The 18,301-nt window shown below is 74.3% G+C and carries 20 protein-coding genes; 6 read left to right on the top strand and 14 right to left on the bottom strand.

What is annotated here, in order from left to right:
* Window positions 1–66 precede the first annotated feature (66 nt).
* Together CP977_RS31485 and sigJ are read right to left on the bottom strand one after the other, a co-directional pair.
* Window positions 67–1,677: a molybdopterin-dependent oxidoreductase gene (locus tag CP977_RS31485; RefSeq protein ID WP_152371289.1), complete on the bottom strand. Its 1,611-nt coding sequence runs from the start codon at window positions 1,675–1,677 to the stop codon at window positions 67–69.
* Between the two features lie 89 nt (window positions 1,678–1,766).
* The gene (sigJ, locus tag CP977_RS31480) at window positions 1,767–2,714 is read right to left on the bottom strand and encodes an RNA polymerase sigma factor SigJ (protein ID WP_152371288.1); all 948 of its coding nucleotides are present in this window, start codon (window positions 2,712–2,714) and stop codon (window positions 1,767–1,769) included.
* Between the two features lie 143 nt (window positions 2,715–2,857).
* On the opposite strand from sigJ, the gene CP977_RS31475 reads away from it, so the two are divergent.
* The gene (locus CP977_RS31475) at window positions 2,858–3,226 is read left to right on the top strand and encodes a hypothetical protein (RefSeq protein ID WP_152371287.1); all 369 of its coding nucleotides are present in this window, start codon (window positions 2,858–2,860) and stop codon (window positions 3,224–3,226) included.
* 22 nt (window positions 3,227–3,248) lie between these two features.
* Here the strand turns inward: CP977_RS31475 and CP977_RS31470 are convergent, their stop codons facing one another.
* Genes CP977_RS31470 through CP977_RS31455 form a run of 4 tightly spaced genes read right to left on the bottom strand, consistent with a single transcriptional unit; the run spans window position 3,249 to window position 6,513 of the window.
* Complete coding sequence (locus tag CP977_RS31470) at window positions 3,249–4,190, bottom strand: amino acid ABC transporter permease (RefSeq protein ID WP_152371286.1); 942 nt, start codon at window positions 4,188–4,190, stop codon at window positions 3,249–3,251.
* Entirely contained in the window at window positions 4,187–4,852 is a 666-nt protein-coding gene (locus tag CP977_RS31465) for an amino acid ABC transporter permease (RefSeq protein WP_152371285.1), read from the bottom strand. The genes CP977_RS31470 and CP977_RS31465 overlap by 4 nt, the downstream gene beginning before the upstream one ends.
* Window positions 4,853–4,862: 10 nt before the next feature.
* On the bottom strand, window positions 4,863–5,708 hold the full coding sequence (locus CP977_RS31460; protein ID WP_062760471.1) for a glutamate ABC transporter substrate-binding protein: 846 nt from the start codon (window positions 5,706–5,708) through the stop codon (window positions 4,863–4,865).
* A gap of 49 nt (window positions 5,709–5,757) precedes the next feature.
* Window positions 5,758–6,513: an amino acid ABC transporter ATP-binding protein gene (locus CP977_RS31455; RefSeq protein WP_062759928.1), complete on the bottom strand. Its 756-nt coding sequence runs from the start codon at window positions 6,511–6,513 to the stop codon at window positions 5,758–5,760.
* 251 nt (window positions 6,514–6,764) lie between these two features.
* Between CP977_RS31455 and CP977_RS31450 the strand changes: the two genes are divergently transcribed.
* The 3 genes from CP977_RS31450 (at window position 6,765) to CP977_RS31440 (ending at window position 8,972) form a co-directional block, all read left to right on the top strand.
* Window positions 6,765–7,223: a Crp/Fnr family transcriptional regulator gene (locus tag CP977_RS31450; protein WP_062759927.1), complete on the top strand. Its 459-nt coding sequence runs from the start codon at window positions 6,765–6,767 to the stop codon at window positions 7,221–7,223.
* A gap of 135 nt (window positions 7,224–7,358) precedes the next feature.
* On the top strand, window positions 7,359–8,732 hold the full coding sequence (locus tag CP977_RS31445; protein WP_152371284.1) for a carboxyl transferase domain-containing protein: 1,374 nt from the start codon (window positions 7,359–7,361) through the stop codon (window positions 8,730–8,732).
* An 84-nt stretch (window positions 8,733–8,816) separates the two neighbouring features.
* Window positions 8,817–8,972, top strand: a complete 156-nt coding sequence (locus CP977_RS31440) for a hypothetical protein (RefSeq protein WP_062760470.1) — start codon at window positions 8,817–8,819, stop codon at window positions 8,970–8,972.
* A gap of 84 nt (window positions 8,973–9,056) precedes the next feature.
* Here the strand turns inward: CP977_RS31440 and CP977_RS31435 are convergent, their stop codons facing one another.
* On the bottom strand, window positions 9,057–9,380 hold the full coding sequence (locus tag CP977_RS31435; protein ID WP_062759925.1) for a hypothetical protein: 324 nt from the start codon (window positions 9,378–9,380) through the stop codon (window positions 9,057–9,059).
* 194 nt (window positions 9,381–9,574) lie between these two features.
* Between CP977_RS31435 and CP977_RS31430 the strand changes: the two genes are divergently transcribed.
* Entirely contained in the window at window positions 9,575–10,492 is a 918-nt protein-coding gene (locus CP977_RS31430; protein WP_167309012.1) for a SigB/SigF/SigG family RNA polymerase sigma factor, read from the top strand.
* Here the strand turns inward: CP977_RS31430 and CP977_RS31425 are convergent.
* The 4 genes from CP977_RS31425 to CP977_RS31410 form a co-directional block, all read right to left on the bottom strand.
* Window positions 10,440–10,916 (bottom strand): ATP-binding protein, encoded by a 477-nt coding sequence (locus tag CP977_RS31425; protein WP_236072247.1) that lies wholly within the window; start codon window positions 10,914–10,916, stop codon window positions 10,440–10,442. The two genes, CP977_RS31430 and CP977_RS31425, sit on opposite strands and share 53 nt — an antisense overlap.
* Window positions 10,909–11,322 carry an STAS domain-containing protein gene (locus tag CP977_RS31420; protein ID WP_062759922.1) on the bottom strand — a complete coding sequence of 138 codons (414 nt, stop codon included), beginning with the start codon at window positions 11,320–11,322 and terminating at the stop codon, window positions 10,909–10,911. The genes CP977_RS31425 and CP977_RS31420 overlap by 8 nt, the downstream gene beginning before the upstream one ends.
* A 110-nt stretch (window positions 11,323–11,432) precedes the next feature.
* Window positions 11,433–11,792 (bottom strand): hypothetical protein, encoded by a 360-nt coding sequence (locus CP977_RS31415; protein ID WP_183953405.1) that lies wholly within the window; start codon window positions 11,790–11,792, stop codon window positions 11,433–11,435.
* A gap of 42 nt (window positions 11,793–11,834) precedes the next feature.
* Window positions 11,835–13,847: a tetratricopeptide repeat protein gene (locus CP977_RS31410; protein WP_152371283.1), complete on the bottom strand. Its 2,013-nt coding sequence runs from the start codon at window positions 13,845–13,847 to the stop codon at window positions 11,835–11,837.
* A gap of 189 nt (window positions 13,848–14,036) precedes the next feature.
* Between CP977_RS31410 and CP977_RS31405 the strand changes: the two genes are divergently transcribed.
* Window positions 14,037–15,734 (top strand): FAD-dependent monooxygenase, encoded by a 1,698-nt coding sequence (locus tag CP977_RS31405; protein WP_152371282.1) that lies wholly within the window; start codon window positions 14,037–14,039, stop codon window positions 15,732–15,734.
* A gap of 311 nt (window positions 15,735–16,045) precedes the next feature.
* Here the strand turns inward: CP977_RS31405 and CP977_RS31400 are convergent, their stop codons facing one another.
* The 3 genes from CP977_RS31400 to CP977_RS31390 form a co-directional block, all read right to left on the bottom strand.
* Window positions 16,046–16,693 (bottom strand): 4'-phosphopantetheinyl transferase family protein, encoded by a 648-nt coding sequence (locus CP977_RS31400; protein WP_062759917.1) that lies wholly within the window; start codon window positions 16,691–16,693, stop codon window positions 16,046–16,048.
* 10 nt (window positions 16,694–16,703) lie between these two features.
* Window positions 16,704–16,934 (bottom strand): acyl carrier protein, encoded by a 231-nt coding sequence (locus tag CP977_RS31395; RefSeq protein ID WP_053642658.1) that lies wholly within the window; start codon window positions 16,932–16,934, stop codon window positions 16,704–16,706.
* A gap of 72 nt (window positions 16,935–17,006) precedes the next feature.
* Window positions 17,007–17,864, bottom strand: coding sequence for a class-II aminoacyl-tRNA synthetase family protein (locus tag CP977_RS31390; RefSeq protein WP_152371281.1), 858 nt, complete (start codon window positions 17,862–17,864; stop codon window positions 17,007–17,009).
* Between the last annotated feature and the right edge of the window lie 437 nt (window positions 17,865–18,301).

Raw genomic sequence — 18,301 nt, 5'->3', positions numbered from 1 at the left:
GGGCGCGGCGGCTTCGTTACGCAGCCACGACCGCGCGCGGCCACGACCACGGGCTGCTGCGGCCGCCTATCCGCCCTCCTCGACCGTGACGACGACCGAGTGCCACCCCTGGGCGCCATCGGGCATGATGTCGGTGCGCCGTTCGGGCTGGGTGGCGCCGATGCCGTCGGTGGCGCGGACCGTGAGGGTGTGGCGGCCGGGGGTCGCCTCCCAGGGGTACGTCCACTGGCGCCAGGTGTCGCGGGTGGCCTCGGCGGCGAGGCGGGCGTCCCGCCAGGGTCCGTCGTCGACCCGCACCTCGACCCGGCGGACGCCCCGGTGCTGGGCCCAGGCGACCCCGGCGACCATGACGGTGCCGGCGGAGGGGCGCCCGAAGGGGCGGGGGGTGTCGATGCGGGACTGGGTCTTGACGGGGGCCTCGGCGGACCAGCCGCGCGGGACCCAGTAGGCGTCGTACGCGTCGAAGGTGGTGAGCTCGATCGACTCGATCCACTTGCAGGCGGAGACGTAGCCGTAGAGGCCGGGGACGACCATGCGGACGGGGAAGCCGTGCTCGAAGGGCAGGGGTTCGCCGTTCATGCCGAAGGCGAGGAGGGCGTCTCGGCCGTCCATGACCTCCTCGACGGGGGTGCCGATGGTCATGCCGTCGACGGAGCGGGCCACCAGCTGGTCGGCGGGCCCGCCCTCGGAGGGCGGGCGGACCCCGGCCTCGCGCAGCAGGTCGGCGAGGGGGGCGCCGAGCCAGCGGGCGTTGCCCACGTACGGGCCGCCGACCTCGTTGGAGACGCAGGCCAGGGTGATGTCCCGCTCGACCGTCCGCCGGGCCATGAGGTCCCGGAGGGTGAGGGTCAGTTCCTCGCGGACGCCCGCGCCGTGGAGACGCAGGCGCCAGCGGTCCGCGTTCACCTTGGGGACGACGAGCGCGGTGTCGACCCGGTAGAAGTCCCGGTTGGGGGTGGTGAAGGGACTGATGCCGGGGACGGCGGGCCGGGCCCCGGCGGGGACGGGCGGCGCCGGGGACGCCGGCCGGGGCAGGCGCAGGGCCGCCCGGGAGGCGGTCGCGTTCTCCTCGGCGGGCGAGCCGACGGCCCTGCCGAGGGCGGCGGCGCCGGTCGCGGCGAGACCGCTGGACGCGGCGACGACGAGGAACCTCCTGCGGTCCGCGCGGGCGGGGCCGGGCCCGAAACCGAGACCGGATCCGGAGGCGAGGAGGCGGCCGACGAGCACGTACAGCAGGATCCCGCCCACGGCCGCCCCGACGAGGGAGGGAACGGCATCGGCGGCGGAGTCCGAGTCGGGGCGGGTGACGGCGGCGAGCGCCCCGAGGAGGCCGAAGGCGCCGACCGCCGCCGCGCCGAGGACGCGGTGGCGCAGGGCGAGCAGTCCGGTCCCGACGGCGAACAGGGCCAGGAACAGCAGGATGCCGAGCTGGAGGACGGCCTTGTCGTTCTCGCCGAAGGCGCGGATCGCCCAGTCCTTGAGGGCCGCCGGGGTCCGGTCCACGACGGCGCTCCCGACGGCCACGACGGGGCTCGCCTCGGGCCGCACCCGGGAGGCGACGAGGTCCGCGACGGCCAGGGAGACGTACGCGGCGACGAGGCCGCCGAGCGCGGCGAGGAGACGGTCGGTGCGGGTGGCTTCTCGGACGGGCCCGCTCGGAGCCCCGGTGACGTTCATGCTGAGTACTTCGCCACGGATCGCCTCGCGGATGGGTGCTTTCGGGGTGTCCTCGGGGTCCCTTCACCCCCGGGAGGGAGTTCGGCCCGTCAGCCGTGACGGGGCGGGCCCTGAGGGGCGTCGGGGAAGCCCCCCACCCACGGCCGCAGCTTCTCCGGGTTGCGGACCACCCAGATCCGGGCGACGCGCCCCTCGGCGACGCCGAACGAGGCCACGGTCGCGACGACGCCGGCGCGCCGGGCCACCAGGCCGGGGGCGCCGTTGACCGACCGCTCCAGGAGTTCGAGCCCGGGGGCCCGGTCCGCGATGGCGACCATGTACCGGGCGATGCGCGCGCCGCCCTCGACCGGGCGCAGGACGGTGCCGACCATGCCGCCGCCGTCGGCGGTCATCACGGCGGCCGGGTCGAGGAGGCCGACGAGGGCCGGGACGTCCTTGCTCTCCCACGCCTCCTTGACGCGCCTGACGACGTCGGGCCGGCCGGTCGCCGGCACCGGGCCGGACGCGGTGTCCACCCGCCGCCGGGCGGAGGAGGCCAGCTGCTTGCAGGCGGCGGGGGTCCGGCCGAGGACGCCGGCGATCTCGGCGAACGGGTACCGGAAGACGTCGTGCAGGACGAACGCCACCCGCTCGGCGGGCGTCATCGATTCCAGGACGACGAGGAAGGCCATGGACACCGACTCGTCCAGGACGATCCGGTCGGCGGGGTCCGCGGGACCGGCGGAGGCGCCCGCGCGGTCCCACTCGGCGCGGTCGGGCAGCGGTTCGGGGAGCCAGGCGCCGACGTAGCGTTCGCGGCGGGCCCGGGCCGAGCCGAGCAGGTCCAGGCAGATGCGTCCGGTCACGGTCGTCAGCCAGGCCCCCGGGGACAGGATCTCCTCCCGTCGGCTCCGCGACAGCCCGTACCAGCGCGTGTAGGCGTCCTGCACGGCGTCCTCGGCCTCGGTCACCGAACCGAGCAGCCGGTAGGCGACGTTGATCAGCCGTCCCCGCTCACCGGCCGTGCCGTCCCTGCCGTCCGTGCCGACAGTCCCCATGCTCCGGCCGCCCCCTCGTCGTACCTTCGCGGGCCCTCGCCTTACCCTTCGCGGGCCTGCTCCGTCGAACAGGCGAGACCTTATCGATCCACTGCCCGAGGGCGGGAAACCCGGGGCGGAAAACCGGAAAAGGGGACTGTGACATGGCCACCCAGGTGACGGCGCACACGGAGCGGGGCTTCTCCTTCCTGAGGACCGCGATCGTCCTGCAGACCCTGACGCTCTTCCTCCAGGCGGTCTCCGCCGGGCTGCTGCTGACCTCGTCCTCCGGGGGGACGCTGCACCACGCCGGGGCCCGGGTGATGTACGGGGCGTCGATGCTGTACGTGCTCGCGGCGGTGCTGGCGTGGAAGCCGGGCGGCGGCTCGCTCCGGCCCGTGTGGCACGCGTCGGGCTTCCTCGCGCTCGCCTCGGTCCAGGTCGTGGTGGGCATCGCGCACGTCCCGGCGGTCCACGTCCCGCTGGGCGTCCTGATGTTCGGTCTGAGCGTGCTGGCGCCGGCCCGGCGCTGATACCCCGTACCGCCCCGCCGCCTCAGGGGTCCTTCGGGCGGTCCCCGTGCTCGCCCGGCGCGGCCAGTTCCTCCACCGCGTCCGCCCCGACGACCACGCCCGAGGACCGCTTGCCGCGCCGCAGGCGCCCTTCGAGCCGGGAGGCGAAGGTGGTGAGGGCGAAGTTGAGGAGCACGAAGATCACGGCGACGACGGTGAAGCAGGCGATCGTGTTGGCCCCGTAGTTGGCGCTCATCGGGCGGACCGAGGCGAGGAGTTCGGAGAAGCCGAGCATCGCGCCGCCGAGCGCGGTGTCCTTGACGATGACGACGAGCTGGCTGACCAGGGCGGGCAGCATGGCGGTGACCGACTGCGGCAGCAGGACGTACGCCATGGTCTGGCCCTTGCGCATGCCGATGGCCTCGGCCGCGTCGGTCTGGCCGGCGGGGAGGGAGAGGATGCCGGCGCGGACGACCTCCGCGAGGACGGAGGCGTTGTAGAGGACCAGGCCGGTGACGACGGCGTACAGGGGACGGGTGTCCGGGCTGATGTCGGTGAACTCGGAGTAGGCGGCGTTCGCGAAGAGCATCAGGATGAGGACGGGGATCGCCCGGAAGAACTCGACGACGGTGCCGGCCGCGGCGCGCACGGCGCGGTGGTCGGAGAGGCGGGAGACGCCGAGGAGGGCGCCGAGGGGCAGGGCGATCGCCATGGAGAGGGCGGCGGCGATCACGGTGTTCCTCAGGGCGGGCAGGACGTACGTCTCCCAGACGCGGGCGTCCGTGAAGAAGGGCGCCCACTTGGACCACGCGAGCTGGTTCTTGTCGGCGAGGCCCGCGACCACCCACCAGGCGACGGCGGCGAGCGCGGCCAGGAAGAGCAGGGTCCACAGGAGGTTGCGGCGGCGGGCGCGCGGGCCGGGGACGTCGTAGAGGACGGTGGGGGCTTCCTTCCGCGGCCGTTCCCGCGGGCTCCGGCCCTTCATCGCTTCACCGCCACCTTCTTGGCCACCCAGCCGAGGAACAGGCCGGTGGGCAGGGTGAGGCAGAGGAAGCCGACGGCGAAGATCGCGGAGACGAGGATGAGCTGGGCCTCGTTCTCGATCATCTCCCGCATCAGCAGGGCGGCTTCGGCGACGCCGATGGCGGCGGCCACGGTGGTGTTCTTGGTGAGGGCGATGAGGACGTTGGCGAGCGGGCCGACGACGGAGCGGAAGGCCTGCGGGAGCACGATGATCCGCAGGACCTGAGGGAAGTTCAGGCCGATGGCGCGGGCGGCCTCGACCTGTCCGAGGGGGACGGTGTTGATGCCGGAGCGGAGCGCCTCGCAGACGAACGCGCTGGTGTAGGCGGTGAGTCCGAGGACGGCGAGGCGGAAGTTGACGGTGGTGAACCGTTCGGCGCCCATGTCGACCCCGAGGGTCTGGAAGAGGCCGAGCGAGGTGAAGACGATGACGACGGTGAGCGGGATGTTGCGGACGACGTTGACGTAGACGGTGCCGAAGCCCCGCATGAGGGGGACGGGGCTCACCCGCATGGCGGCGAGCAGCGTCCCCCAGACCAGGGAGCCGATCGCGGAGTAGACGGTGAGCTGCACCGTCACCCAGAAGGCTCCGAGCAGGTCGTACCCCTGGAGGAAGTCGAACACGGCGGGCCGCTCACTCCACGACGACGCCGATCTTCGGGGCGGGTTCGTTCCGGTACCCGGCCGGGCCGAAGTTCTTCTCGACCGCCGCGTCCCAGGAGCCGTCGGCGACCATCTTCTGCAGGGCCGTGTTGATCCTGTCCTTGAGGTCGCTGCCCTTCTGGACGCCGATGCCGTAGTTCTCGTTGCTCATCTTGAAGCCGCCGAGCTTGAACTTGTCCTTGAACTCGTTCTGCGAGGCGTATCCGGCGAGGATCGAGTCGTCGGTGGTGACGGCGTCGATGACGCCGTTCTCCAGGCCGGTCAGGCACTCGGAGTAGCCGCCGTACTCCTGGAGCTGCGCGTCGGGGGCGAGTTCCGTCTTGACGTTCTGCGCGGAGGTGGAGCCGGTGACCGAGCAGAGCTTCTTGTCGTTCAGGTCGGACGGCTGCTTGATGGAGTCGTCGTCGGCGCGGATCAGGACGTCCTGGTGGGCGAGGAGGTAGGGGCCGGCGAAGTCGACCTTCTGCGCCCGTTCGTCGTTGATCGAGTACGAGGCCGCGATGAAGTCCACGTCGCCGCGCTGGAGCAGGGTCTCGCGGTCGGCGCTCTTGGCCTCCTTCCACACGATGTCGGAGGGGTCGTGGCCCAGCTCCCTGGCGACGTAGGTCGCCACGTCGACGTCGAAGCCGGTGTACGTGCCGTCGGGGGTCTTCAGGCCGATGCCGGGCTGGTCGAACTTGATGCCGACGGTGATCTCGTCCTCCCCGTGGTCGCGGGGGACGCCGGCGGAGGCGTTCGCGAATCCGGCGGAGGTGAGGGAGAGGACGACGGCCGCGGCGGCGGCCGTGAGGGACCTGCCGGTCCTGTGCGGGTTCATGAGGATCACCCCAGGGGGTCTGTCGGCCGGGTCTCGGCCCGGTGCCTGCTCAGTGGTGGAGGATCTTGGAGAGGAAGTCCTTGGCGCGCTCGCTGCGCGGGGCGGTGAAGAACTCCTCCGGGGTCGTCGCCTCGACGATGCTCCCGTCGGCCATGAAGACGACCCGGTGGGCAGCGGAGCGGGCGAAGCCCATCTCGTGGGTGACGACCACCATCGTCATGCCGTCCCGGGCCAGTTGCCGCATGACCTCCAGTACTTCGTTGATCATCTCGGGGTCGAGCGCGGAGGTCGGCTCGTCGAAGAGCATCACCTTCGGTTCCATGGCGAGGGCGCGGGCGATGGCCACGCGCTGCTGCTGGCCGCCGGAGAGCTGGGCGGGGTACTTGTCCGCCTGCGAGGCGACCCCGACCCGGTCGAGGAGGGCGCGGGCCCGTTCCTCGGCCTCCTTCCGGTCCTTCTTGCGGACCTTGACCTGTCCCAGGGTGACGTTGCCGAGGACGGTCTTGTGCGCGAAGAGGTTGAAGGACTGGAAGACCATGCCGACGTCGGCCCTGAGCGCCGCCAGTTCGCGTCCCTCGGCGGGCAGGGGTCGTCCGTCGACGACGATCTCGCCGGCGTCGACGGTCTCCAGGCGGTTGATCGCCCGGCACAGCGTCGACTTCCCGGAGCCGGAGGGGCCGACGACCACGACGACCTCGCCCCGGTGGACCGTGAGGTCGATGGAGCGCAGCACGTGCAGGGTGCCGAAGTGCTTGTCGACCCCGCGCAGCACCACGAGCGCGTCGCCGCCGTCCGGGACGGGCATGGCACCCTCCTGGGTCGCGCCCCCGCTTCGGGTCGCCGCGCCCGCCGCTCCGGGGCACGCCCCCGCTCGCCGGCTCCCTCCTCAGGTTCATGCTCCGCCCTCCGCGGGGCCCGCGCACGCCGGACCCGTGCGGGGCGTACGGAGGGTGAGGGGGTGGCCGGAATGGCGTGACCGGGGGTCCGAGCCTGCGCGCGCTGCGGCTCCTTGGCCGACACTGGGGGTGGGAGTCGAGTGTGCGAGGAGGGACCGCCATGAGCAGTGCCACGCCCAAGGTCAGCACGTTGCCCCCGGAGCACCGGGAGCGCCTGATGGCCTTCGCCGAGGACGTGTACTTCGAGTCCGGCCACCGCCTCTTCGAGGAGCAGCAGCACGCCGATCGCTTCTGGATCGTGAAGACGGGCGCGGTGACGCTCGACGCGCGGGTGCCGGGGCGCGGGTCGCCCGTGATCGAGACCCTGCACCACGGCGAGCTGGTCGGCCTCTCCTGGATGTTCCCGCCGTACCTGTGCCAGTCGGGCGCGGAGGCGATGACGCCGGTGCGGGCGTACGAGTTCAACGCCCCGGCCGTCCGGTCGATGTGCCGCTCCGACCCGGAGTTCGGCGCCTCGGTCCTGTTCTGGCTGGGCTCGATCCTGGCGCACCGCCTCCAGGTGACCCGGGTCCGGCTCCTGGACCTGTACGCCCCGCACGGGAGCGGGATCATGGCCTGAGGACCGGTCTCCGGGGCCGCCCCGGGACGGCGGCGGACCGGGCGGTACGGTGGGTGCGCACCGCTGATCCATTCGTACGCTCGATCCATCCGTACGCGTTTCCCGTACGCACCGGCGACCGGCTGCGAGGCCCGCATGAGCGACCCGACAACGGCACGCGGGGCGATCGCCCTGGTGGCCGACGAGTTCACCGAACTTCCCTTCGACGAGGGCCCGCTGACCGGCGACGGGCCGATCGGCTGGCCCGGCTACTCCGCCGCGCACGCGCGTGCCGCCGCCCGGACCGGCGAGACCGAGTCGGTGGTCTGCGGGACGGGCTCGGTGGGCGGGGTGCGGGCGGTGCTCATCTCGTTCGAGTTCCGGTTCCTCGGCGGTTCCCTCGGGGAGCGGACGGGGGCGCGGGCCGCCGCGGCCCACGCCCTGGCCCGGGAGCGGCGGCTGCCCGTGGTGGTCCTGCCGGCCACCGGCGGCAGCCGGATGCACGAGGGGATGCGGGCCCTGCTCCAGCTCCAGGTCCTGGCCCGCGAGTCGGAGCTGACCCGGGCCGCCGGGCTCCCGCAGATCGCGGTGCTGCGGGACCCGACGACCGGGGGCGGCTGGGCGACGCTCGGCGCGGGCTCCGACGTCGTCCTGGCCCTGCCCGGCGCGCAGGTCGCCTTCGCCGGGTCCCGGGTGCGGCCGCCGGACGCGGACCCGGCCGCGTACACCGCCGAGGCGCAGCTCGCGCACGGGCACGTGGACGCGATCGTGCCGCCGGACGCGCTGCGCGCCGTCCTCGGGCGCTGGCTGTCCCTGCTCACCCGCCCGGCCGAGGGCCCGGTCGCGCCGCCGTACGCGCTCGGGGACCCCGGTGCGGCGCCCGCCGCGAGCGGCCGGGAGGCGGTGGCGCGGGCCCGGCACCCGGACCGGCCGCGGGCCGGCGCTTACCTCGACGCCCACTTCACGCTCCGCGAGGAGATATCCGGCGACCGCTGCGGCGGCGTCGACCCGGGGACGCGGTGCGGCTTCGGGCGGCTCCCGGACGGGCGTACCGTCGCCTACGCCGCGCAGTGCGGCACCGCGACCCGCCCGGCGGGCTTCCGGACCGCCGCCCGGCTGGTGCGCCTCGCCGGGCGCCTGGACATTCCGGTGCTCACCCTGGTCGACACCCCGGGGGCCGCCAACGACGCGGAGGCGGAGCGCTCGGGCGCGGGCAGCGCGATCGCGGACCTGTTCGCCGCCGTGGCCGGCGCGCGCACCCCGGTGACCTCGCTGCTCGTCGGGGAGGGCGGCTCGGGCGGGGCGCTCGCGCTCGCCGCGCCGGGGAACAGCTGGACCACTCCGGACGCGTACTTCTCCGTCATCGCGCCCGAGGCCGCCGCGGCCATCCTCAAGCGCCCGCCGGAGGAGGCCGGCGCGACGGCCGACCGGTTGCGGCTGCGGCCGGAGGACCTGGTCGAGCTCGGGATCGTCCGGGGCGTGGTGGGGCCCCGGCCGGCGTCCGCGGAGGACGTCCGCGACGGCGCATGAGCCCGGGGGGAGCGGGCAGGGGCGGTGCAGCGGGTCTCCGTGCGGGCCGCGCCGGACGACACCGTGTACGACGGAGGTGACGTCATGGTTCCCCTGCTTCTCGTCCTCCTGGTGATCCTGGTCCTGTTCGGCGCGGGTTTCGCGGTCGACGTGCTCTGGTACATCGCCATCGCCCTGCTGGTGCTGTGGGTGCTCGGCTTCTTCATGCGCAGCGGCAGCGGCCGCTGGTACCGCTGGTGAACGGGAGTCCCGACGGTCCCGTGCCGTGCCCCGGACGGTGAGCGTCCGGGGCACGGCACGGGTCTCTTCGGCCCGCCGGGTCCGTCACTCGCCCAGGGCCTTCTTGAGCTCCGCCTTGTCCATCGAGGAGCGGCCGTGCACGTTGCGGCGCTTGGCCTCGGCGTAGAGCTGGTCGTACGTCGGCCCCTGCGCGCCGCTGTGCGAGCGCTTGCCGCCCCGGCGGGACGAGGACATGTCCTGGGTCGAGCTCTTGCTCGCCGTCCTGGCCTCGCCGCTCCGGGCCCGTTCCTTGTTGACCGTGCGCGCGGCGATCTCCTCGGCGCGCTTCTCGCTCTCGCCCCGGTCCAGGGCGCTGTCCTTGATGTGCTCGTACTGTCGCTCCCGCTTGGGGCTGGATCCGCGCGGCATCGCCTGCTCCTCCCGGCCGGAGACGTCCTCCGTCTCCCACGGGACGGTTTCCCCGGGAAATCGCACCGAACCAGGAAATCGTGCCAAACCCCTGGATACGGGGCATCCTGGTTCAAGACGCTTGACCGGCGGATCCGCGCCGTCGCCCTCTGCACGGGGTCGGGGCAGGTCCCGAGCACCGTCGAAGGAGTCCCATGCCCACCCCCCGCACTCGATCCGTCACCCTCGGTCGTGGTCCCGAGGTCGCCGGGAATCCGGGGGCTTCGATGCGCCGGGCCGCACTGGACGGACTGCCCGAGCTGACCCGGCCCACCACCGTCTCCACCGACGACGCGCAGCAGCTCTCCGCCGCCCTGCTCACCCGCCTGGCCGAACTCGACGAAGGCACCCCCGAACACGCCTACGTCCGCAACACCCTGGTCGAACTCAACCTCAGCCTCGTCAAATTCGCCGCCCGCCGCTTCCGCAACCGCGCCGAACCCACCGAAGACATCATCCAGGTCGGCACCATCGGCCTCATCAAAGCCATCAACCGCTTCGACCCCCACCGCGCCGTCGACTTCTCCGCCTTCGCCCTGCCCACCATCGTCGGCGAAATGAAACGCTTCTTCCGCGACACCAGCTGGGCCGTCCGCGTCCCCCGACGCCTCCAAGAACTCCGCATCGACCTCGCCAAAACCGCCGACCACCTCGAACAACACCTCGGCCGCCGCCCCACCCGCACCGAACTCGCCCACCACCTCCACCTCACCGAAGAAGAAGTCGCCGAAGGACAACTCGCCGCCCACGGCTACGCCACCCGCTCCCTCGACACCCCCACGGGAGACGACGAGGAGACCTCGGGTGCCGCTCCCCGGCATCTGGCGACCGCCGAGCCTGCCTACGAGCTGATCGAGTCCCTCGCCGCGCTCCGGCCGCTGCTCGACCGGCTCGACGAGCGCGACCGGCTCATCCTGTCGCTGCGGTTCGGGGAGGAGCTGACCCAGGCCGAGATCGGCCGGCGGATCGGCCTTTCGCAGATGCAGGTCTCGCGGCTGCTCACCCGCATCCTCGGTGAGCTCAGAGCCGCTCTGCTGGAGGACGGTCCGGCGCCCGGCCCGGCGGCAGGCTGATCTCCAGCCAGACCACCTTCCCCGCCGCTCCGGGCCCCCTGACCTCGTACCCCCAGGCCCCCGCCAGCCTGTCCAGGACCATCAGCCCGTGCCCGCCGGGCAGCGCGGGCGAGCGGGGCGCGCGCGGCCGGGGCGGCTCGGGACTGAGGTCGGAGACCTCGACCCGCAGGTGTCCCCGTTCGTGCCGCAGGACGAACTCCTCCGGTCCCCCGGCATGCAGACAGGCGTTGGTCACCACCTCGGACACCAGCAGCAGGACGTCCTCCACCCGCTCCTCCCCCGCCTCGCTCCCCGCCGGAATCCACCCCCAGTCCGCCAACGCCTCCGCCGTGAAGTCCCGGCACCGCGACACCACCCGCCGCACCCCGCGCACCATCAGCCTCCGCACCTGGGCGCCGTTCGCGTCGGCGTCGCCGTCAGTCATGGCCGGCTCCGCCGGCGTGCGGCGCCGGGTCCGCCAGGGCGCGGGCGGTGTCCTCGTACACCCGGAAGACGGCCCTGGCACCGGTGATGTCGAACATCCGGTCCACCGGGGGGCGCAGTCCGGCAAGGTCCAGCCGGCCGCCCGTCTCCCGCATCCGCAGGCGCGCCTTCAGCAGCGCGTTGAGCCCGGTCGAGTCGCAGAAGCCGAGGTCCGAGCAGTCGACGACGATCCGCCGGGCACGGGCGTGCTCCTCCACCGCCTCGCGCAGGGGGGCGACCGTGTCGTGGTCGAGTTCCCCGCCCAGTTCGAGGACCACCACCCCGTCGGCCGTCCCGGGCCGGACCCGTACGTCGAACCGGGCACGGCCGGGCTTCCGCCACGCCCCTGCGCCGCCGTCCACGTCCATGGAATCGCCCCTCTCCTCGTACCTCTCGGTGGCTCTTCCCCTCCCCCCAGTTTCGGGCAGGTGGCGCCGGATGACCCCCTGGAGCGCACGGGCGGCCGGGCGGGCGGGTGTCAGATGCCGGGGCCGTGGTCCGGGTCGGGGGCCTGCGTCGGATGCCATACGGCCGAGAGGCCCCACAGGCCCAGGGCCACGAAGGCCGCGCAGACGAGGGTCGCCGCCCACGGGCGCAGCCACCGCGTGGCCGCCGCCCAGACCAGGGGCGGGAGGGTGAGCCCGGCGAAGAGGACGAGCGGCAGCTCGACGAGGATCACTCCCCAGTCCCGGGCGTGCGACTCGAAGCCGCCCTCGATGCTGTACGCGGCCCGGGGCAGCGCGAAGGCGCCCGTGACGGCGACGCCGAGGACGGCGAGCAGACAGCCGACGGCGCTCTCCACCCGGTCGTGGGATTCCCGCACGGGCTTCTCGCTCATGTCCGTGAGGGACGCGGGGCGCCGCCGTCCGGTTCCGGCGCCCTACCGTCCCGGCTTCGGGGCGCGGCGGCGCAGTCTCCTCGCCGTCCGCTCGGCGTCGCGGGCCGCGTCGGGGTGGCCGTTCCTCCGCAGGTACCAGCCGAGCCAGGCCAGGGACTCGGCGAGCCCGGTGACGTCGTTGCCCGGGCGGGGCCGGGTCGGCTGCCGCAGGAGGTGGACGGCCTCCGCCGTGGGGGCCGCCACCGCCTCGTGCCGGCCCAGGCGGGCGCGGCGGAGGGCGAGGTTGGTCAGGGCGTGGGCGAGCCCGGGCAGGTGCGCCTCGGGGTCGTCGCGGTGGAGGAGGCGGTGGAGCTCCAGCGACTCCTCAGTGGCGGCGAGCGCCTCGATGTGCCGGTCGGCGTCGCAGAGCCGGATGCTCAGGTTGTTGAGGACCCTGGCCAGTTCGCCCCGGTACGCGTCCGGGTCGGCGTGGGCGAGCTGCCGGAAGAGCGCCACGGCCTCGGTGGCGGGGGCGAGGGCGTCGCGGTGGCGGCCGAGCCCGGCCAGCCGGCTGCCCAGGCTGTCGGCGGAATCGGCGAGCAGGGGCCGTACGGTCCCGGGCGCGGTGCCCAGACGGCGCCGGTAGAGGTGCACGGCCTCGTCGACCGCTTCGAGCGCCTCGGCTCGGCGGCCGGACCAGGCCTGTACGAGGCCGAGGTTGTGCAGCGTACGGGCGAGGGAGAGGGAACCGGCGAGGCCGCTGCCGACGGCCGCCGCCCGGGCGAGGGCGAGGGCTTCGGTCAGGGGCTCGACGGCGAGCCCGGGCCGCCCGGAGTGCGCCAGGGCGAGACCGTGGGCGTTGAGGTGGTCGATCCGCTCGAACGCGGCGGGCCCGGCCGGGCCGGGGGCTGCCCGACCGGTCGGGCCCGTGGGCGCCGGGCCGTCCTCGTCAGAAGCCGCCGGGGCGGTACGGGCGGTGGGCCCTGTGCGGGCGGCGGACGCCGAGGCGGCGCGGTCGGCGGTGTCGTCGCGATCCGGAGTGCCCGGTCCTTCGGAAGCGCCGCCGACGGTGCCGGGGGTGCCGGGGGCGCCCGGGCGGGCGGCGGGATCCGGACGGGCAGAGGTGTCCGGGTGGCCCGTGGTGTCCGGGCCGGTGGCGGTTCCCGGGCTGGAAGTGGTTTCCGGGGCGCTCCGGATCTTCTCCCAGGCCAGGATTCCCCCCTTGTACGTGACGCGGTAGCCGTGGCGGGCGAAGACGTGGTCGAAGAAGGCGACGGCGGCCGGTTCGCGGGCGCCGATCTCGGCGTGGAGGGCGGCCGCCTCGGCGAAGTACGGGCGTGCTTCGTCGGTGCGCCCGAGGCCGATGAGCGTGCGGCCCACCGCGAACGCGGCCATCGCGTGCTCGCCCAGGTCGCCGACCGTGCGCCCGCCGGCCGCCCCGGCGGTTTCGCGGTACACGGCGAGCGCCAGGCGCAGGTGGACGACTGCTTCGTCCTGGCGACCCATCTCCCCCAGTTTGACGCCGAGTTCCTGGAGGGCGGAGGCGAGTTCCGTCCGTCCCGTGCCGTCCGTCCGGTCGACGAGGAGGCGCCGTATCTCCACGGCCTCGGTGATCCGGTCGAGGGCTTCGTGGTGGTGGCCCGTGTCGGCGAGCCGGCCGCCGAGGACGAGGAGCGCGCCGGCCAGTTCGGCCCTGCTCCCCTCGACGCCCCGTGCCACGAGCCGGCGCCAGACCTCCACCGCTTCCCGGGCCGTCTCGCGCGCCTCCTCGTACCGCTCGGCGAAGCCGAAGCCGAGGGCGAGCGCCTTCCGCTGCAGCGCGATGCCCAGGCCCGCGAGGTGCAGGTGCTCCTCGGGAAGCCGCCGGTACACCGCGGCCGCCTCCTCCAGGACGTCCACCGCCTCGTCCAGGCGACCCGGCTCCGTGGCGATCAGCGAGCCGAGCCGCAGCAGGCCGTGACCGAGTTCCGGAAGGTACCGGTCGGGATCGGTGCCCGCGGCGCGGCGCAGGGAGACGACGACCCGTTCGATCTCGTCGGGCGACGCCCCCGGTCCCGGTACCTCGTACTCCGTCATGACGTTCCCCCTCGTCCGCCCGTGCCGGAGGACCAGGATCGCCCGCCCCGGTGAAATCCGCGTGAACCCGGCGTCCACCGGCACGGGGCCCTCGCGGAGGGCGCGTGCCCCACCGCTCGCCGTCCGGGGGCCGGCGGGTGACCATGGAGGACGGGGACCAGCGGGGGCGAGGCAGCGCTGGAGGTACTCGTGGCGCACCACCGCACCACCACCGACGTCCTGGTCGTCGGCGCGGGCCCGGTCGGTCTGAGCGCGGCCGCCGAGCTGCGCCGGCACGGGGTCCACTGCCGGATCGTGGACCGGCTGCCGGCCCGGCTGCCGTACGCGAAGGCGGTCGGGATCCAGCCGCGCACCCTGGAGCTGTGGGACCGGATGGGTCTGGTCCGCGCCGTCCTGGAGGCCGCCGTCCCGATCCGGGGCCAGCTGGTCTACGCCGACGGCGAGGAACGGGCCCGGATCCCGCTGGAGCTGCCGCCCGAGGTGCCCTACGGCTTCGCCGCACTCCCCCAGTACGAGACGGAGCGCCTCCTGGAGGAGTACCTGGGCGGGCTGGGGACGGTCGTGGAGCGCGGCACCGGACTGGTGTCGTTCGACCGGGACCGGGACGGGGTCACCGCGCGGCTGCGCACCGCGTCCGGCGCCGACGAGGAGCTGCGGGTGCCGTATCTGATCGGCTGCGACGGTGCGCACAGCGCCGTGCGGAAGGGGCTGGGCCTGTCGTTCGAGGGCGGCGCGTTCCCGGAGGAGTACATGCTCGGGGACGTGGAGGCCGACTGGAACCTGCCGCACGGCTACGCCGTGCGGTCGAGCCGCCGGTCCGCCGACGGTTCCGCCGACGACCTGCTGGTCTGCGTCCCGCTGCCGGGTCCCGGCCGCTACCGGATGTCGATGCGGGTGCCGCCCGAGCTGTCCGCCCGGCGGGACGCGGCACCGGACGACGGGGCGGGCGTGCCGAGCGGCATCGCGCACGGCCCCCGCACCGCGCCGGACGGCGTCGCGCACGGCGTGCAGGCCGGGCGGGCGCCGGAGCTCTCCGATCTCCAGGCCGTCGTGGACCGGCTCGCGCCCCGGCCCACGCGGCTCTCCCGGCTGCGCTGGGCCTCGGTCTTCCGGATCAGCCACCGGATCGTGGACCGGTACGGAGAGGGCCGGGTCTTCGTCGCGGGCGACGCGGCCCACATCCACCCGCCGACCGGCGCCCAGGGCATGAACACCGGTGTGCAGGACGCCTGCAACCTGGCCTGGAAGCTCGCCCTCGTGGTCCGGGGCGAGGCGGGTCCCGGACTCCTCTCCACGTACGACGCCGAGCGGCGTCCGGTCGGCGAGGAGGTCGTGGGCCGGACCGTGCGGCACGCCGCCCACGGCATCGAGGCCGGCCCCGACGACCGGCGTACCCTGCTGCTCCGCGAGGCCCAGCTCCTCGTCGGGTACCGGGGCGGTCCGCTCGCCGGCGCGCCCTACGGCCCGGCCGACGCGCCGCAGCCCGGCGACCGGGCCCCGGACTGCGCCGGTCTGACCACCCCGGTCGCCGCCTTCCCGCTGCGGCTGCTCGACGTGCTGCGCGGCCGCGCGGGACACGTGGTGCTCCTGTACGGCTCCGACGTCGCCGAACTGTCCGGCGCGGCGGAGGCGGCGCGGGCGGCCGGCGGCCTGCCGACCGTGGTGGTCCTGCCGGACGGGGCCGACCGGTCGGCCCTCGCGTCCCTGCCCGTGCCCGTGTACCGCGACGCCGCCGGGGAGTTCGCGCGGCTCCACCTCCCCGACGGCGCCACCGGCTTCGTCGTGCGCCCGGACGGGCAGCTCGGCGCCCGGTTCCCCCTAGGCGGTGCCGCGGCCGCCCTGGACGACTACCTCGGGGCTCTGTCCGTACGGCCGCGGGACGCGTGAACCGCCCTGGTCCCACCGCGCCTACGGGGCCCGGTCCGCGGGGTCCGGAAGATCGACGCCTCGGGCTTCCCCTGGAGGTGAAGCGCCTCGAAGACGCCGGGCGACACGTCGAACGTCACGCGGTGGCGTCCGCCGTCGCCGTTGTACGAGAGGACCCTCGGCACCAGGTCTCCGGCGGCCCGCTGGGGTCCAGGCGGTTCGTACCGAAGTTCCCGGGTGCCGACGTGGTCGTCGTCGAGGGCGAACGGGACGGGAAGGTCCACACCGTTCAGCGCTTCGTTGATCTCCCTGACCAGCTTCGGCCCTCGGCCTCATGTCGCGCCGTAAGACGCCTCTCTCTTGCACACTGCACCCGTTCGTCCGACATCACGAATCACGGGGGCCTCGGCCGCGACCGCCACGACGGCCCCGCGCCCGTGGTCGGTCCATTCGAGGAGCCGGAGGCCGGGTCCGCCGCCCGCCTTGAACAGGGCCTCGCGCCGCACCCACAGCCGGAGCAGCGCCGGGCCGGGGTCCGGCAGGGCGGCGGCCTCGCGCAGGCCGGCCTCGGGCAGGAGCCGCCGCAGGACGGACGGGGGGCCGGGCCGGCGCGTCGCGGGCTCCACGTCGACGCCGACCGGACCGGGGCCGACGGCGGCCGCGACCAGGCCGTCGGCGTGGCTCATGCTGACGCCGAGGCCGGGTCGGCCGTCGAGGTAGGGGCGCCCGTGGCCGTCCCGGCCGCACGCGGCGCAGTACTGTCCGGGGCCCGACTCCTCGGGGGACAGTCCGGTGAACCGGGCGGCACACAGGCGGACCAGGAGGCGCGCCGCGAGGACGTCGTCGCGGCGGGCGGGGATCCGCGTCCGGTCGAGGCGCCGCCGTTCCCACGGCGCGAGGAGCCCCTCGTGCAGCTCCGGACGGGCCAGGACCTCGGCGGTGGTCGCCACCACGGCGAGGACCGCACGGCCCCCGCTCATCGGCCGGTGGTCACCCGGCGGCGCTCAGGAAGCGCTGCCGGACGCGGCCGAGCGTGCGGAAGTCGTCGATGGTGACCTCCTGGAGGTCGATGGAGCGGCCGGAGAGCTCCTCCAGGAGGTCGACGAACTCCAGGAAGTCCATGGAGTCGATGAGACGGGCCTCGATGAGGTCCTCGTCGGGGTCGATCGGTCCGTCGAGGCCGGGATTCTTCTCGTGAAGCCACTCGGCGATGCGTTCCATGCGGTGGGGTCGCTCCTTACTGAACCGGTTGTGCGCCGTACGGGTGTACGTGCGGGCGGGGGGCCCGGAGGGTCAGGCGGCGGCCTCGCGCAGGCGGCCGAGGGCCCGCCCGGGGGTGCCGTGGGCCAGGACCATCGCGTGGACCCAGCGCTCGACGCCGAAGGCAACGCAGGCGCTGTACGCCGGTCCTTCGGCGCCCGCGAGGATGTCCAGGCGCTCGCCGAAGAAGTTGCGGTGCCGGTTCACGGAGGCGATCGCCGTGCCGTCGGGGGCGCTGAACTCGTGCTTGACCGGGTCGAGGGCCATCAGCCGGGCCCGGGAGCCGCCCTTGTCGTAGAAGGGGTCGTCGGCGACGGCCCGGGTGAGGTCGAGGCCGAGGCGCCCGGCCAGCTCCTGGACGAATGCGGCTCCCTGCTCCAGGTGGGCGAGGGCGCCCTGTTTGGTGCCGAGGTAGAGGACCTCGCGCATGTGGAAGCCCCACAGGCGCCGCAGGCCGTCGAAGTGGGTCTCGTTGCGGAAGCAGCGTCCCGCGGCGGAGAGCCGCAGGCCCTCCTCGCCGACGTCCCGGCCCTCCAGGGAGAGCAGCAGTCCGTAGCAGGTGGCGGACGGCAGGAGGTAGCCGGTCGGCCGGAGCGGGAGTCCGGCCGGGGCCTCTCCGGCCGCCAGGCCGTCGAGCGCGTCGGGCGCGAACCGTCCGGCGGAGACGCCGAGGTGGGGGAAGTTGCGGAAGAAGTCGAGGCGGGCGAGGCCCTCCGCGGAGAGCAGCGGCGGTCCCACCACCTCGGGGGCGGAGAGCCGGGCGGCCAGGCCGGTGAGCAGCTCGTCCAGGCCGCGCAGCAGCGCGGTGTGGTCCGGGTCCAGGGTGATCAGACCCAGGCCGGGGCTCCTCAGACCGCCGTCGGGCAGGACCGTGGTGCCGGGTGTGCTCATGGGGAACCGCTCCCTCTGGGGTGGGCGAAGAGTCGGGGGCGCCGGCGGGACGGGCGGGCGGACGCGCCGCGGCCCGGTCTGCGGCCGTGGGCGGCCTCGCGGGCGGACGGCGCCGATCGCGGCACGGCGGAAATTCGCCTGACGAGCCGTCAGGAACCGGGCCGCACGAGGGGACAGTAAGCCAGTTCCCCATCTGTTGTCTAGACCAAAGCAAGCCCCATGACAACGTTCGCCCGGATCCCTCCGCACCTCAACTCCGCCTATTGAGATGGCACTTGCCACCCGCTAAGGTCTAAACCAATTCTTTCGCACGGTGTGGCGTCTGACCAGCGCCACGGCACGTCCGGCCGTCCGTGCCGTCCGCCGCCGCCCCCTTCGCCGGGGGTCGCCGCGTGCTGCCCGCCGGCCGGGGAGGAGCGCTCCCCGCTCCGGACCTC

Source organism: Streptomyces cinereoruber (genome assembly GCF_009299385.1).
GTDB classification, from domain to species: domain Bacteria; phylum Actinomycetota; class Actinomycetes; order Streptomycetales; family Streptomycetaceae; genus Streptomyces; species Streptomyces bikiniensis.
The sequence above is the reverse complement of the archived record's forward strand: the minus strand, read 5'-3'. Positions and strand labels throughout refer to the sequence as shown.

Bases quoted from the DNA above. Each gene is read 5' to 3' on its own strand.
- CP977_RS31485 (WP_152371289.1), bottom strand. From the start codon at position 1,677: ATGAACGTCACCGGGGCTCCGAGCGGGCCCGTCCGAGAAGCCACCCGC.
- sigJ (WP_152371288.1), bottom strand. From the start codon at position 2,714: ATGGGGACTGTCGGCACGGACGGCAGGGACGGCACGGCCGGTGAGCGG.
- CP977_RS31475 (WP_152371287.1), top strand. From the start codon at position 2,858: ATGGCCACCCAGGTGACGGCGCACACGGAGCGGGGCTTCTCCTTCCTG.
- CP977_RS31470 (WP_152371286.1), bottom strand. From the start codon at position 4,190: ATGAAGGGCCGGAGCCCGCGGGAACGGCCGCGGAAGGAAGCCCCCACC.
- CP977_RS31460 (WP_062760471.1), bottom strand. From the start codon at position 5,708: ATGAACCCGCACAGGACCGGCAGGTCCCTCACGGCCGCCGCCGCGGCC.
- CP977_RS31455 (WP_062759928.1), bottom strand. From the start codon at position 6,513: ATGCCCGTCCCGGACGGCGGCGACGCGCTCGTGGTGCTGCGCGGGGTC.
- CP977_RS31450 (WP_062759927.1), top strand. From the start codon at position 6,765: ATGAGCAGTGCCACGCCCAAGGTCAGCACGTTGCCCCCGGAGCACCGG.
- CP977_RS31445 (WP_152371284.1), top strand. From the start codon at position 7,359: ATGAGCGACCCGACAACGGCACGCGGGGCGATCGCCCTGGTGGCCGAC.
- CP977_RS31440 (WP_062760470.1), top strand. From the start codon at position 8,817: ATGGTTCCCCTGCTTCTCGTCCTCCTGGTGATCCTGGTCCTGTTCGGC.
- CP977_RS31435 (WP_062759925.1), bottom strand. From the start codon at position 9,380: ATGCCGCGCGGATCCAGCCCCAAGCGGGAGCGACAGTACGAGCACATC.
- CP977_RS31430 (WP_167309012.1), top strand. From the start codon at position 9,575: ATGCCCACCCCCCGCACTCGATCCGTCACCCTCGGTCGTGGTCCCGAG.
- CP977_RS31425 (WP_236072247.1), bottom strand. From the start codon at position 10,916: ATGACTGACGGCGACGCCGACGCGAACGGCGCCCAGGTGCGGAGGCTG.
- CP977_RS31420 (WP_062759922.1), bottom strand. From the start codon at position 11,322: ATGGACGTGGACGGCGGCGCAGGGGCGTGGCGGAAGCCCGGCCGTGCC.
- CP977_RS31415 (WP_183953405.1), bottom strand. From the start codon at position 11,792: ATGAGCGAGAAGCCCGTGCGGGAATCCCACGACCGGGTGGAGAGCGCC.
- CP977_RS31410 (WP_152371283.1), bottom strand. From the start codon at position 13,847: ATGACGGAGTACGAGGTACCGGGACCGGGGGCGTCGCCCGACGAGATC.
- CP977_RS31400 (WP_062759917.1), bottom strand. From the start codon at position 16,693: ATGAGCGGGGGCCGTGCGGTCCTCGCCGTGGTGGCGACCACCGCCGAG.
- CP977_RS31395 (WP_053642658.1), bottom strand. From the start codon at position 16,934: ATGGAACGCATCGCCGAGTGGCTTCACGAGAAGAATCCCGGCCTCGAC.
- CP977_RS31390 (WP_152371281.1), bottom strand. From the start codon at position 17,864: ATGAGCACACCCGGCACCACGGTCCTGCCCGACGGCGGTCTGAGGAGC.